The 15,335-nt window shown below is 35.0% G+C and carries 11 protein-coding genes; 3 read left to right on the forward strand and 8 right to left on the reverse strand.

Translation table 11 applies throughout. The features are described 5' to 3' along the window. Positions 1 to 113: 113 nt before the first annotated feature. From G3A46_RS02890 to G3A46_RS02920, 7 genes are all read right to left on the reverse strand, one after another. Positions 114 to 1,019 (reverse strand): T9SS type A sorting domain-containing protein, encoded by a 906-nt coding sequence (locus tag G3A46_RS02890; RefSeq protein ID WP_165145988.1) that lies wholly within the window; start codon positions 1,017 to 1,019, stop codon positions 114 to 116. A gap of 419 nt (positions 1,020 to 1,438) precedes the next feature. Continuing rightward, entirely contained in the window at positions 1,439 to 2,152 is a 714-nt protein-coding gene (locus G3A46_RS02895) for a T9SS type A sorting domain-containing protein (RefSeq protein ID WP_165145991.1), read from the reverse strand. Positions 2,153 to 2,155: 3 nt separating this feature from the next. Next, entirely contained in the window at positions 2,156 to 2,317 is a 162-nt protein-coding gene (locus G3A46_RS02900) for a hypothetical protein (RefSeq protein WP_158319136.1), read from the reverse strand. 337 nt (positions 2,318 to 2,654) lie between these two features. Continuing rightward, positions 2,655 to 6,152: an efflux RND transporter permease subunit gene (locus G3A46_RS02905; RefSeq protein WP_165145994.1), complete on the reverse strand. Its 3,498-nt coding sequence runs from the start codon at positions 6,150 to 6,152 to the stop codon at positions 2,655 to 2,657. 14 nt (positions 6,153 to 6,166) lie between these two features. Beyond that, entirely contained in the window at positions 6,167 to 7,327 is a 1,161-nt protein-coding gene (locus tag G3A46_RS02910; protein ID WP_165145997.1) for an efflux RND transporter periplasmic adaptor subunit, read from the reverse strand. A 26-nt stretch (positions 7,328 to 7,353) separates the two neighbouring features. Next, positions 7,354 to 8,733: a TolC family protein gene (locus G3A46_RS02915; RefSeq protein WP_165146000.1), complete on the reverse strand. Its 1,380-nt coding sequence runs from the start codon at positions 8,731 to 8,733 to the stop codon at positions 7,354 to 7,356. Further along, on the reverse strand, positions 8,726 to 9,337 hold the full coding sequence (locus tag G3A46_RS02920; protein WP_165146003.1) for a TetR/AcrR family transcriptional regulator: 612 nt from the start codon (positions 9,335 to 9,337) through the stop codon (positions 8,726 to 8,728). The genes G3A46_RS02915 and G3A46_RS02920 overlap by 8 nt, the downstream gene beginning before the upstream one ends. 227 nt (positions 9,338 to 9,564) lie before the next feature. Here G3A46_RS02920 and G3A46_RS02925 point away from each other — a divergent pair, with 227 nt between their 5' ends. Then, the gene (locus G3A46_RS02925) at positions 9,565 to 10,539 is read left to right on the forward strand and encodes a polyprenyl synthetase family protein (protein WP_165146006.1); all 975 of its coding nucleotides are present in this window, start codon (positions 9,565 to 9,567) and stop codon (positions 10,537 to 10,539) included. Here G3A46_RS02925 and G3A46_RS02930 read toward each other — a convergent pair. Beyond that, entirely contained in the window at positions 10,536 to 11,066 is a 531-nt protein-coding gene (locus G3A46_RS02930; RefSeq protein WP_139856160.1) for an alpha-ketoglutarate decarboxylase, read from the reverse strand. The two genes, G3A46_RS02925 and G3A46_RS02930, sit on opposite strands and share 4 nt — an antisense overlap. Positions 11,067 to 11,178: 112 nt before the next feature. Between G3A46_RS02930 and G3A46_RS02935 the strand changes: the two genes are divergently transcribed. Together G3A46_RS02935 and odhB are read left to right on the forward strand one after the other, a co-directional pair. Continuing rightward, complete coding sequence (locus G3A46_RS02935; protein WP_165146009.1) at positions 11,179 to 13,956, forward strand: 2-oxoglutarate dehydrogenase E1 component; 2,778 nt, start codon at positions 11,179 to 11,181, stop codon at positions 13,954 to 13,956. Positions 13,957 to 14,043: 87 nt separating this feature from the next. Continuing rightward, a complete protein-coding gene (gene odhB / locus G3A46_RS02940; RefSeq protein ID WP_165146012.1) occupies positions 14,044 to 15,264 on the forward strand; it encodes a 2-oxoglutarate dehydrogenase complex dihydrolipoyllysine-residue succinyltransferase in 1,221 nt (406 codons plus the stop codon). Positions 15,265 to 15,335: the final 71 nt, after the last annotated feature.

A 15,335-nucleotide genomic window follows, 5' to 3' on the forward strand; every position in this document is an offset into this window, starting at 1 on the left:
CCACTCCCGAAGGCTTGGGACACGAATTATATAGAAATACTCAGTAAAAAAACCTGCAAAGTTTTTTAAATCTTTGCAGGTTAAGAAAAATGCTGTTAGTTACATTGGATTATTTATTGTTTTACAAACTTTTTCACCTCTACTCTCCCGCTTTCATCTTCAATATTTAAAAAATAAATACCATTGGAAAGATTTGAAACATCAATTGAAGTTTGCTTATTAAAATCAATATTATGAGTGTTTAAAAGTTTTCCTTCTGTTGAATAAATTTGGGTTTTAAGTTTGCCTATATTTTTTGTGCCATTTAATACCAAAACTTCATTAACAGGGTTTGGATATATAGAAAATAGTTTTTCATTAATATCATTTGTTCCTAAAGAGCAGTCTTCAGAATAGATAAAATTTGCAGCAAAATACCAGCGAGAATATGGTAATTCATTATTATTTGCAGCCACCTCATCATCCACAGTAATACACTGTAATTCTGTAAGTTCACAAGGCTCACCTTCAAATTGGCAGGGCAGGCTTATTGTTAAAATTGAATTAGCTCCATTTTTTAAATTCAAATTTTCTAGAAAAATTACATTCCCCGCTTCAACAATTTCAAGATTTACGTTACTGGAAAAGTCCAATGAAGTCATTAGCATTGAAAAGCCAGGACTTTGACTATTAAAATAAAGCTCTTTTAATAGAATGTTTTCACTCACATCTAGTAAATAAAGTATATTACCACTTACATCCAACAATTCTAAAGCTGAAAAATCTTCGAGACCTGTTAAATCTTCTATAAATCGATGATTCACATCGAGCGTTACTACATTTTCAATATCGCTAGTTAAAACCTGTCCATTTATCATACCATCGCTATCAATGCCTAAGTCAATAAGTGCTTGTTCAAAATTAGGATCGGGTATATTTGTTACTTGTGCGTAAAGCCCTAATGGCAATAAAAACAGCCCTATACAAAGTATATTTAGCATAGATATTCTTGTTTTGTATATTTTAAATATTAATTTCATAGTGGTGTATTTTAAATATTAGTTTTTTACTAGTGTTTTAATATTCTCAACATAATTGGCATCTGTAGATTTACTATAAACTCCTAGAGGATCTGGAATTGATTTAGCAGGAGTGGCACAAAATTCGTCCGCTTGTGCATATATTAAATTAGAAAATAGGAATAGGAAACTACTAAATATCTTAAAGGAAAGCTTAAATAGTTGTCCGGTTGTGCGGTTGCGTGGTTGCGTGGTTGCGTGGTTGCGTTTTCATAATGTGAGGATTAAAGCTAGTTGATTTCTTAAAATTATGCAAAAACCTTCAAAATTAAAATAGGTAATTCCCTGTATTATGTTGGGGGATTTCCCCCTTTTCCCAAATACCTCATTTATTTTTGAAGAAACAGAAAAATGTCCGTTCGAGCGCAGTCGAGAAATATTTATTGTTTTATAAACTTTTTCACCTCTACTCTCCCGCTTTGGTCTTCAATATTTAAAAAATAAATACCGCTGGAAAGATTTAATACATCGATTGATGTTTGATTTTCTAAATTGAAATTTTCAACCTTTAAAAGCTTGCCTTCTGTACTATATATTTTAATGTTGATATTTTCCATTAATTCAGTAGAAATTATATTTAAAATATCTTTTAATGGATTGGGGAATATGGCAAATCTTGATAGATCATAACCATTAACACTTAAAGGTGTATTTCCATAAAATGCCTTATAACCTTCTTCGTTTGTAAGTGTTAAAGCTAAATCTGTTCCATTACTTTCAATTATATAACTAAATATTCTATTTGATAATTGCGTATTAAAGAATTGGGATAAATATAAATCTGTATAATTAACATTTTCTGGTATTGTACAATCATTAAAGCCAGTAACAATAAAATTTGAAATATTGATTTCTATATTTGAGATAGTAACTTCATCTCCCTGAAATAGTTCATCACATATTTCCGAAGTGAACAACTCCCCTACAATAACTAATTGGATAAAATCAATTTCATCATTCTGCGGTGCTGGATACTCCATTCCATCAATGTTAAGCTTGGATAAATACCAATCATTTTCAAAAAGCTGTGGGTCTTGGGCTAGACTAGTATTGTATATAAGGCTAGTTAAGAAAAATAGGATGATAGTTCTCATAATTTATTGTTTTAAAAGGTTTTTAGAATCTTGTATTTGGCCATCGCATACTAACGCAACGCTGTAGGTGCCCGAGGTGTAATTTGAAATATCCAATACAATACTGTTTAAAGCAGTATCTACAATGTAATTGTTGGAGGTGCCGTTAGTTATACTTGTTACCATTAGGTAGGCAGAACCGGCATCCTGGGCAACATAATAATCATGCCTATTCTGAGCAAATAGAAAAAAAGAATAAAATAAAAATAGTAGTAGTATTAATGCTTTTAAGGCTTGTGGCTTGTGGCTTGTGGCTTGTGGCTTGTAATGTCATAATATGAGGATTAAAGTTAGTTAATCTCTTAAAATTATGCAAAAATCTTCAAAATTAAAATAGGTAATTCCCTGTATTATGTTGGGGGATTTCCCCCTTTTTTCTGCTAAGTTTAGGTATGCACAATAAAAAACCCTTTTGGAAAATTGCTAGCCAAAAGGGTTTTAGTGTTTATTGAATATTAATAGTTTAGGCTATCCGCTCGTAATTATTAGCCTCTTTAGCTCTTTGCTTTTTTAACTGCTTTAATCGCTTTTTCTTTCTCAGGCTAATTTTAGCGCGATTCACCAAATAAAACATCACCGGAACCACAATTAAGGTTAAGAAAGTTGCGAAAATTAATCCGAAGATTACTGTCCAAGCCAGTGGTCCCCAGAAAATTACGTTGTCCCCACCAATATAAATATTAGGGCTGTAATCTGTAAACAACCCGAAGAAATCGATGTTAAATCCGATAGCAAGGGGGATAAGCCCTAAAACGGTTGTAATCGCTGTTAAAAGCACTGGACGCAAACGGGATTTTCCACCCGCAACAATAATCTCAAAATACTGTTTTTTGGTAAGCATTTGCTCCTCGTCCATTTGCAACTCATACTTTTTACGATCTATAAGAATCTGGGTGTAATCGATAAGTACAATGGCGTTATTTACAACAATACCTGCAAGCGAGATAATTCCCATCATCGTCATAATAATTACGAAATCCATTTGGAAAACTACCAATCCGAGGAATACACCTGCTAAGCTTAATACTACCGAAGTAAGAATAATAATAGGTTTTGAAAGTGAGTTAAACTGAGCAACCAATATTAATAATATTCCTCCTAAAGCATAAAATAGCGCCATCATTAGGAAGCCCATATTGTCTTCTTGTTCTTCTTGCTCTCCTGTAAAGGTTAAATTAACATCATTAGGTAAATCGTAATTTTGAAGTTCGGTTTTTAAATCGTTTACAATTTCGGTTCCGTTATAACCTCCAATTACGTTTGAATAAACAGTAATGGTTCTTTTTAAATCTTTTCTTTTTATTGCACTAAACGAAGCTGTATTGTTTTTGGTAACCATAGCTGAAATGGGTACTTGAACAATTTTCCCTTGATTGTTTCTAAAAGTAATTGGTTGATTAAAAAGTGCACTTTCGTCATACCTCGATGCCTCTGAAAGACGTACGTTTATTTCGTAATCGTCGTTTCCATCTTTGTAAGTAGAAGCTTCTTCTCCAAAAATGGCACGACGTAACGTTTGCCCAATTTGCCCTGTGCTAATTCCTAACTGTCCCGCTTTTTCACGATCTACAGTTACATTCATCTCAGGTTTACTCTTGTTTACGTCTATTTTTAGCTCTTCAATCCCGCTAATACCTAACCCTTCAATATACGAACGAAGATTTTCAGCCTCGTGAAGCATTTCCTCATAATCATCCCCACTTAATTCGATATTAATTGGGTATCCAACAGGAGGTCCAGCAGCATCTTTTTCAACAATAATAGAAGCTCCTGGGAAACCTTTTACAGATTCTCGAACTTCTTCTAAAACATCACTACTTTTTACACCACGTCGCAACTGATAATCTCGCATAGATAAAGTGATTTTCCCTTTCTGCGGCATATCGTTACTTTGGCCCCCGTCGGTTTGTGGGTTTCCAGCACCTTGCCCTACTTGCGAAACTGCAGATTCAACCATATAGTTGTAGCCATTGTCTTCGTATTTTGAAATGGCTTTATATATACGTTCCTCAACTTGTTTGGTAAGCTCGTTTGTTTTCTCAATATCTGTTCCTTGCGGATATTCTATATAAGTAATAATTTGATTCGGTTCATTTTCTGGAAAGAAAAGAACTTTGGGTTGTACTAAGCCTACTAAAATGAATGAAAAGATTAACAATACCACTGTACCAAAGAAAAACACATAGGCTTTTGGTCCTTTTAGTGCGTATTTTAAAGTGCCTTCGTAGAAGTTTTCAAGTTTTTTCAAAGATTTATACTGAAAATACTCTACAGCACCTGCCAATACGTATTTGTACAACCAAAGGATTATAGCGGTTAGGATTGCTAAATTTCCAAATCCTCTAAAGGCAGCAATATCCATAATAAACCCTGCAACCAGAAGCAATGCTCCAACTCCAAACAATATTAAACTCCAGCGAATAAGCTTTCGTTTTGTAAGCGGCTCTTCTTCAATTTTCATAAATTTTGAAGTAAGCATGGAGTTAATTACAAGGGCTACAAAAAGTGAAGAACTCAAAACTACAGACAGCGTAATTGGGAAATATATCATAAACTTACCTATCATTCCTGGCCAAAGTCCGAGCGGGAAAAAGGCTGCAAGTGTAGTAGCCGTTGAAGCAATAATAGGCCAGGCAATTTCACCCATACCTTGTTTTGCTGCTTTTCTAGGCGACATTCCCTCACTCATCAAGGTGTATACGTTTTCTACCACCACAATTCCATTGTCTACCAACATTCCGAGACCCATAACTAGTCCGAAAAGCACCATTGTATTAAGCGTAAAGCCTAATGACGATAGTATAAACAACGACATAAGCATAGAGAGCGGGATGGCAAAACCAACAAAAAGCGCGTTTCTAAATCCTAAAAAGAACATAAGTACCACAACAACCAAGATAACCCCAAAAATGATGTTGTTTACCAAGTCGTTTACCTGGTTTTCAGTTTTGATTGATTGGTCATTAGAAAGACTTATATGAAGTGTTTCAGGCAGGTAATTATCTTGCTCGTCTTTGATAAGTTCTTTAATTAGCTCAACCGCCTCAATCATGTTTTTTCCTGCTCGTTTCTTTACATCGAGCATCACAACAGGTTCTCCGTATTCACGAGCAAAAGTTGTAGCATCCTTCTCGTGAAATTTAATGTCGGCAATGTCTTTTAAGAAAACAATCCCATCATCTTTTTTAACTACAAGCCTTTCTAGCTCTTTGGGATTTTGAATTTCACCTGTAATACGAATGTTTTTCTGAACCCCATTGGTTATAATATTACCACCAGAAATTGTAGTGTTTTCACCTTTAATGGCATTTATAATATTGTCGAAGCTAACCTGAGAAGCGGTCATTTTATAAATATCGACAGCTACTTCAATTTCTTTTTCTTCAGCCCCTCGAATAGTAGCTTCCTTTATTTGAGGCAGCATTTCAATTTTATCTTGAAGGTATTCGGCGTAATCCTTTAATGTCTGAACGGTATAATCCCCTGTTAGGTTAATGTTTAGAATAGGAAATTCTTCCGAAAAATTTAAATCGAACGCATTTGGTTCAACTTTAGCACCGTTTGTAAGTACTGGCCAAGTGGCTTCAGCTTTTACAAGGTCAATCTTATCTTTAACAGATTGTTTTGCTACAGGAATTTCAACGCTTTCTTCAAATTCCACAATAATTATGGAGTAATCTTGAAGTGTGGTAGAAGTAATTTCTTTTACTCCTGCAATATCCTTAAACTCTTCTTCTAAGGGTTCGGTTATAAACTTTTCTACGTCTTCGGCAGAGTTTCCTGGGTTAACCGAACTTACATAAATCTTAGTTTCGATAATTTCAGGAAATGCCTCTCGTGGCATACTATAGTAGGCAAAGGCACCTAAAAACAGGATAATAGCCATTACCACATAGACCGTCATTTTGTTATCGATAGCCCAAGATGATATACTAAATTCTTTATACGGGTTTTTGCTCATTTTGCAAGAGTTTCTTATTGTTTGATAGTTACTTTTTGACCGTCGCGAAGTGTTTTTGCACCTTCTTTTATAATAGTATCACCTTTTTTGAGTCCCGACTTTACTTCGGTGTGGTTACCGTATGAAAGCCCTGTTTCAATAATGATGCGTTTAGCAACTCCAGTACTGTCGTCTATAGGTTTGTATATATATGCAATAGTTTCACCTGCAGCATTTTCTTGTAGAATATTCTCAGGTATAGTAATGGCATTCTCAGCGCTGTAATCGTTAACCTTTACTGTTGCAATTAGATTTGGTTTTACATTCCCGTCCTTATTTGGAATTTCAACTTGAATCTCAAAACTTCTATTATTCGGATTTATATAGTTGCTTACTTGGCGAACAGTTCCTGTAAAGTTTTCGTTAATTGACGCTAAGTTTACTTCAACACGGGTCCCTTTTTTAATGTTTGTTAAGTAGGTTTCAGGTATTGACGCTTTAACATACATATCACTCAAGTTTACTAGTCGAATAATTGGAGTTTGTCCCGGTACAACTACTTGACCTGGGTCCGAAATAATATCGTCTATCACTCCGCTAAATGGCGCAGTAATGATTGTTTTTCCTAATTGAGCGCGCAACTGATTGGTGGTATTTTTTGCGGCCTCGTAATTGGTTTTTGCTTGAAGGTATTGAATTTCTGACCCAATTTTTTGTTCCCAAAGTCTTTCTTGACGTTCGAAAGTTGTTTTTGCTAATGCTAATTGTGCTTCTTGTTGTGCTACTTGGCTAGATAAACCACCGTCGTCTATTTTTGCAAGACGTTGCCCTTTTGACACGCGCTGACCTTCTTTTACGTATATATTGGTAAGTACACCTGAATATTCGGCATTCAATACGACATTTTGATCTGTTTCAACATTTCCCTGCACTTCAACATAGTGTTTAAAAACAGTGTCTTTAATCACTTCAGCAGTGATTAACGCTGGGCGTTCCTTTTTTTCGTGAGAATCGATATACTCATTCAACTTGTCGATCTCAGCTTTAAGGTCTCTTTGTTGTTGATTAAGTTCAGTTCTTTTAGTCTTAATTGCAGAAAGATCTCCAGATTCTATGAGAGAATCCACAGATTTTTGGTCACCGCCGCAAGAAACCAAAGTGGCTATAAAGATTATAAGTAGAAATATTTTTTTCATTTTTTGAATTATTTAAGTCGGTAGGGTTAATATTTTCCTTTTATTTCATCCGAAACTATTCGTAATTGCGGGATGTTTAAAACTGTTTCCAGATTTGCTTTTTCATTTATTACATTCAACATCGATTGAAAATATTGTTGTTGCGCTGTATATAATTGTGTTTGTGCTTGTCGTAAATCAAAACTCGTTGATAAGCCTTCAGTAAATTTCACCTGATTTTTATTTTCAATTCGCTCTGCTAATCTTAAGTTCTTTTTAGAATTTTCATAATTCTCGATGGCGAATTGATAATTGCTTTGAGCTGTAGTTAAATCGAGTTTAATTTCCTGCTTGGTGTTTTCTAAATCTGTTTTAGCTTGGTCTAAAGCAATTCTTGTTCGTTGTGTCGCAGCACTTCGCATACCACTACTAAAGATAGGAATGTTCAAACTTACACCTAGTACTGAGGATTGATACCATTTTTGGTCTCCATTGAAAAATGTAAAATCTTCACTATTTGCCGAGGTGCCGTAATTTATAAAGGCCGAAAGAGTTGGTAGTGCTTTACTCTTCTCTAGTCTATTTTCAAAAAAACGTTGTTGAACGAGATTGTTTGCAATTTTGAAATCTACATTCTCTTCAAAATTTATTGAATTGTCTAAAAGCGCAAGGCTAATATTTGCATCTGCTAATTTGTCTAAATCGTCTGTTAACATAATTGGAGTGTCTACATCTATCCCCAAAGAAAGGTTGAACATTTGCTTTGCTATTTTCCGACTTCTTTTGGCATTGCTTAATTGTGTTTCGATGTCTAAGAGTGTGATTTCTAGTTGCTCGACACTTTCTTCTTCGGCCAATCCATTTTCAAATATTTTCCTGGTTTCAAAAAGATTGTTTTCTAGATTGGTTTTGTTTTTTTCAAAAATAGCTACCAACTCTTCAGAAAGTAGAACACTTCCGTAGGCGTTAATAACACCTTTGCGTACTTCTAAACGCACTTTTTCATTGTAATTCTCGGAATATTTTAAAAATGTTTTTGCTGCTTTTAAACCTACAAGATAACTGCCGTCAAAAATAAGTTGGTTTAAAGTAGCTACTGCATTGGCATTTTGCTTTGTTCCAAAAGTTACAGGAAGATATGTGCCTGGTTCTCCACCTGCAAGCTCCCCAGGAAGCAAGGTTACTGGCTGTTTTAAGTTGTTTTGATAACTTACGCTTCCACTAATTTGCGGTAGCCCTTGAGCTGTAGTTTCCCACTTTTGCTTTATGGCCTTAGCAATGTCACGTCTAGCATTAATAGAAGTGTAATTGCTATCTAAAGCAAATAGAATTGCTTCCTCAAGACTAAAACTATATTCTTTTTGCTCTTGAGAAAATCCTGCAAAACTGAACAGTATAATACTGACTATTAAAATTCTTTTAATCATTAGTGTGATGTTCTTTAAGGTATTTATTTAGTGTCATTAATCCTTCAGGTGTTACAATTCCTCGTAAATGATATTCTAAGTATTCTTCAGCCCTATATTTTGATGAAAACTTTTCAATAGGAAATAATGCTTGGTCGTGAATGTTGGTTATCCCCATAAAATAGAGACGACTTATAAAATCTGAATCAAGGTTTTTACGGTATAGGCCTTGTTCTATACCCTTTTTGATATTCTTTTGGGTGCTTTCCAACATTTTTTCAAGCTGATTCTTATGAATACTCGAACTTATTTCGGGGTAATATTTGTTTAGCTGATATTGAGCAGATGTTTGTTCATCTTTCAATTTCTGCATTATAAATTTCTTAATCTTGAATAATTCTTCAATCGGATTTATATCTAATGCACATATTTCGTCTATCCCAGTCGTGATATTGTCTAGCATAAACCAAGCACATTCTTTAATAAGTTCAGTCTTATTCTTAAAATGGGTGTAAATAGTCTTTTTTGATATAGCTAACTCTTGAGCTATATCATCCATGGTAACACTCTTAAAGCCAAGCTTTAAAAAGAGGTCTGTAGCTTTATGGATTATTCGTTCTCTCATAATGGGATGCAAAGATAGGTTGTGGAAACTTTTAAAACAATAGTAGTTTCCAAAGTTTTATTTTATTTAACATTTTGGATATGAGGTTGTAAAAGTGGGTGTAGTGAATAAATCTTAGTGTTATTCTTCAAATGGAGAAATCTACTTTTTAAGTTTCAATTCTTTTTCGGTTATAAATTGTGTGCATTTGCAATGCTTATTTTACCTTAGCCAAAATTTTTTATTCAATGGAAATTTTATCGAAATACAACACACTTCTCAATCAAAATCTTGAACAAGCAGTTTCTCAAAACGAACCAGCTCAACTTTACGACCCTATTAAGTATATTCTTTCATTAGGGGGTAAAAGAATTAGACCAGCACTAACGCTGATGGTTTGTGATTTTTTTGGAAAAGATTATAAAGAGGCTTTATCTGCAGCAATGGCAGTAGAGTTGTTCCATAACTTCTCGCTTATTCACGATGATATTATGGATAACGCGCCTTTACGCAGAGGTAAAGCAACTGTTCACGAAAAGTGGGATGTAAATACAGGTATTCTTTCCGGTGATGCTATGCTGATTTTAGCATATAGATTTTTTGAAAATTACAATCCGAAAACATTTCAGGATTTAGCTAAACTTTTTAGTGAAACTGCTTTGCAAGTTTGTGAAGGGCAACAACACGATATGGATTTTGAAACTCGTGATGATGTTTCGTTAGAAGAGTATATTAATATGATAGACCATAAAACCGCTGTCTTGGTTGGAGCGGCTATGAAAATGGGAGCTATTGTCGCTGATGCTTCTGAAAGTGATAAGGATAAAATCTATCAGTTTGGGAGAAATCTTGGAATTGCATTTCAGTTGCAAGACGATTACTTAGATGTTTTTGGCAACCCAGAAACATTTGGGAAGCAAGTTGGTGGCGATATAATTGCAAACAAAAAAACTTTTCTTTACCTAATAGCAATAGAACAGAGCAGTAAAGTTCAAGCTGAAGAATTAGAGCACCTTTACAGTATTAATCCAAAAGATCCAGCTGATAAAATCTCAACAGTTAAGGATATTTTTGTTAACTCTGGAGCGGCGAAAGCTACCCAAGTTGAAATTGAAAAATACAGTAATTTGGCTTATTCTGTGTTAAACGAAATAAACATTACTGATGAGAAAAGAGAAATGCTTCGTCAGTTTGGAAATAGCTTGATGGAGCGAAACGTTTAGAAATACACTCTTACGAATGGAGCAAAGGCACTCCCGTAAATGCTTTCATCTTTATCAAAAAGCACATCGTATCGAACTCCCATAGTAAAATTATTACTACGGAATCCAGCACCGAGATATAGGGCAGGATACCAATAATTTCTTGTTACATCGGGGCTACCTATATATTTATAAGTTCGGTTTACGTTTAATTCTTCAAACTCTGCTGAAAGTTGAATTTCAGGAATTACGTTATAAAGTGCTAGCACACTTCCACCTAAAATAGTTGCAGAATTGTTGTTTTTTAAACTTGCGTAAGTTCCTGTAAGTGCCACTCCTGCAGAAAATTGATTGTTAAATTGATAAATAGCACTTGGAGCTAGAGTACCGCTAAAGTAACCGTTTCCAAAATTTAAACCCACGCCACCACCAAATCGCACATGGTCCCAAAAGTTGTACTGTTTCTCCTGAGCATTCGCATTATTTGAGTAGAATATTACTAAAATTAGTAATAATTTAGCAATTAGTCGATATACTGTCTTTTCCATTATGAATACTTTATGAGTTTCAAACAATAAATATATGAAATCGAGCCGCCTATTGTGCTTAATTATTGTAAATTTGTACCGTTTTATTTAAAAGACCATTTGTATATTTATCATGGATAAATTTTCATTCTTAAACGCGGTTCATCCATCTGTAATCGCAGAACAATACGAAAAATATTTACAATACCCAGATAGCATTGAACCAAGTTGGAGAGCATTCTTCCAAGGGTTTGATTTTGGCTCAGAGCCAGGAAGTCAAGAATTCTTTGCGGATTCAGGAGTTGCTTCAACAGATCCTCAGGATTATGATCTAGGTGCAATTTGTGCTGATGTAATTAAGGAATTCCAAGTAATAAAATTAATTGATGCCTATCGCACAAGAGGGCATTTCTTCACAAAAACAAACCCAGTTAGGGAGCGTAGAACTTATACCCCAACCTTAGATATTGAGAATTTCGGACTTTCACAAGACGATTTGAAAGCGAAATTTAGAGCGGGAGAAATTATTGGTATAGGTGAAAATACTCTTGAAGAAATAATCACGCACCTTAAGAGAATTTATTGCGAATCTATCGGTATGGAATATATGTTTCTTCGTAAACCCGAAGAAATTGATTGGATTCAGCAAAGACTAAATGCTAATGACAATCAGCCAAACTTTACTGTAGACCAAAAGAAGCATATTCTTAAAAAGCTTAACGAGGCAGTATCTTTCGAGAATTTCCTTCACACTAAATATGTAGGGCAAAAAAGATTCTCTTTGGAAGGAGGTGAAAGCTTAATTCCAGCTTTAGATACTCTTATCGAAAATGCAGCAGAAAGAGGTGTTGAAGAATTTGTAATGGGAATGGCTCACCGTGGTCGTTTAAGTACTCTTACAAATATATTCGGAAAAAGTGCAAAGAATATTTTCAGTGAATTTGACGGAAAAGATTACGCACTCGATATTTTTGATGGAGATGTTAAGTACCACTTAGGTTGGACTTCAAAACGTAAAACAGATTCAGGAAAAGAAATCAACTTGAACATTGCACCAAACCCTTCACATTTGGAGACTGTTGGAGCAGTAGTTCAGGGTATTGCACGTTCTAAGCAAGACGACCATCACAAAGACAACCCAAGCAAAGTATTGCCAATAGTTGTTCACGGTGATGCTGCAATTGCTGGTCAAGGTCTAGTTTATGAAATTGTGCAAATGGCACAGCTTGACGGTTATAAAACAGGCGGAACAATACATATTGTAGTAAACAACCAAATAGGTTTTACTACAAACTACCTAGATGCACGTTCATCTATATACTGTACAGATGTTGCTAAAGTAACACTATCTCCAATACTTCACGTAAACGCAGATGACGTAGAAGCTGTAGTTCACGCAATGAATTTTGCACTTGACTTCAGAATGGAATACGGTCGTGATGTGTTTATAGATTTATTAGGATATAGAAAATACGGACATAACGAAGGTGATGAGCCTCGTTTTACGCAGCCTAAACTTTACAAAGCAATTGCTAAGCACAAGAATCCAAGAGACATTTATGCTGAAAAATTGATTAGTGAAGGTGTAATCGATAGCGAATACGTTGCTAAACTAGAAAAAGAATACAAGGATAAGCTAGAAGAAAATCTAGAAGACTCAAGAAAAGAGGATAAAACAACCGTTACTCCATTTATGCAAGATGAATGGGATGGTTACGAATATTCTGAAGACGGTCAGATGTTAGAGTCTGTTGACACTACATTTGATTTAAAGATGCTTGATGAAATTGCTGAGGTAATTACAGAGCTTCCAAAGGATAAGAAATTCCTCAAAAAAATAGCTAAGCTTATTGAGTCTAGAAAAGAAATGTACTTTGAGAAGAACAAACTTGACTGGGCAATGGGTGAACTATTGGCTTATGGAAGTTTGTTGAAAGAAGGTCACGATGTAAGAATGAGTGGGCAGGATGTAGAGCGTGGAACTTTCTCTCACCGTCACGCAGTAATAAAAGTTGAAGATAGCGAAGAAGAAGTAGTTCTTTTAAACAATTTAAAAGGCGATCAAGCTAATTTCTATATTTACAACTCATTGCTTTCTGAGTATGGAGTTGTAGGTTTCGATTATGGTTATGCTATGGCTAGCCCTAATACGTTAACAATTTGGGAAGCACAGTTTGGAGATTTCAGTAATGGAGCCCAAATTATGATAGACCAATATATTTCAGCTGCTGAAGATAAATGGAAGCTTCAAAATGGTTTGGTAATGTTATTGCCACACGGTTATGAAGGCCAAGGTGCAGAACACTCATCGGCAAGAATGGAGCGTTACCTACAGTTATGTGCTGTAGATAATATGTTTGTTGCAGATGTTACAACACCAGCAAACTTATTCCACTTATTAAGAAGACAAATTAAAACTAAATATCGCAAACCATTAATTGTATTTACTCCTAAGAGTTTACTGCGTCATCCAAAAGTAGTTTCTACTAAGGAGGAATTTGCAAATGGTACATTCCAAATGGTTATTGATGATGCTGAGGTAAAAGCTTCAAAAGTAAAATCATTGGTATTTGTAACAGGTAAATTCTATTACGATCTTCTTGATAAAAGAGAAGAATTGAAAAGAGATGATGTTGCATTGGTGAGAATTGAGCAATTATTCCCACTGCCAACCGATGAGATTAATAAGATAATTAAGAAGTATAAAAATGCAGACGATATAGTTTGGGCACAAGAAGAACCTAAAAATATGGGTGCTTATTCTTATTTAATGATGCATTTTGAAGAAGCTAAAAACTTTAGAGTTTGCAGTAGAAAAATGTATGCTGCTCCAGCTGCAGGAAGTACTGTTCGCTCAAAAGCAAGACACGCTAAAGTAATTGAAAACGTGTTTGATAAAGACATGAAGTAAGAATTATGCTTACTTTGTAAATAATAAAGTAAAAACATTTAAATTTATTAGATTAATAAACGAAGGTTTATATAAAACAGAAATAATATGGCATTAGAAATGAAAGTCCCGTCTCCGGGAGAATCCATCACAGAAGTTGAAATTGCCGAATGGTTAGTAAGCGATGGCGATTATGTGGAAAAAGATCAAGCAATCGCTGAGGTAGATAGTGACAAGGCAACTCTTGAACTTCCGGCAGAAGCTAGTGGAATCATTACTTTAAAAGCTGAAGAAGGTGATACAGTTGAAGTAGGGCAGGTGGTTTGTATTATTGATACAGACGCTGCAAAGCCAAGTGGCGGAGATGCTCCTAAAGCTGATAAAAAAGAAGAAAAGAAAGAAGAAGCTCCTTCTAAACCAGCAGCTCCAAAAGAAGAAGAAAAGAAATCTTACGCTACAGGTACTCCTTCTCCGGCAGCTAAGAAGATTCTTGACGAGAAAGGAATGTCTTCTAAAGATGTAAAAGGAAGTGGACGTGACGGTCGCGTAACTAAAGACGACGCTATTAAGGCAACTCCATCTATGGGAACTCCAGGAACAGGAAGCCGTGGAAGCGAGCGTAAAAAACTTTCTATGTTACGTAGAAAAGTTGCAGAACGTTTGGTTTCAGCTAAAAATGAAACAGCGATGCTTACTACTTTTAACGAGGTAGATATGTCGCCGATTTTCGAATTAAGAAGTCAGTATAAAGAACAGTTTAAAGCTAAACACGGAGTAGGATTAGGCTTTATGTCTTTCTTTACTTTGGCAGTAGTTCGTGCATTAGAGCTTTACCCAGATGTAAACTCTATGATTGATGGAGATTATATGATTTCTTACGACTTTAAAGATATTTCAATTGCAGTTTCTGGACCTAAAGGTTTAATGGTTCCTGTAATTAGAAATGCCGAAAACTTAAGTTTCAGAGGTGTTGAAGATGAAGTGAAGCGCCTTGCACTTAGAGCTAGAGATGGTCAAATAACTGTTGATGAAATGACAGGTGGTACGTTTACAATCTCTAACGGAGGGGTTTTCGGAAGTATGCTTTCAACTCCAATTATTAACCCACCACAATCTGCAATTTTAGGAATGCATAATATTGTTGAGCGTCCTATTGTAAGAGATGGAGGAATAGTAGTAGCACCTATTATGTTTGTTGCACTTTCTTACGACCATAGAATTATTGATGGCCGTGAATCAGTTGGATTCCTAGTAGCAGTTAAAGAAGCATTAGAAAATCCAGTTGAGTTATTAATGAATAACGATGTGAAAAAAGCGTTAGAATTATAATCTAACGAATAGATATCTAGTAAAAAAATCCGGCCAATGGCCGGATTTTTTTATTTGTAATAAATTAAAGT

It is taken from the genome of Aequorivita sp. KMM 9714 (assembly GCF_011065475.1).
Lineage (GTDB): Bacteria > Bacteroidota > Bacteroidia > Flavobacteriales > Flavobacteriaceae > Aequorivita > Aequorivita sinensis.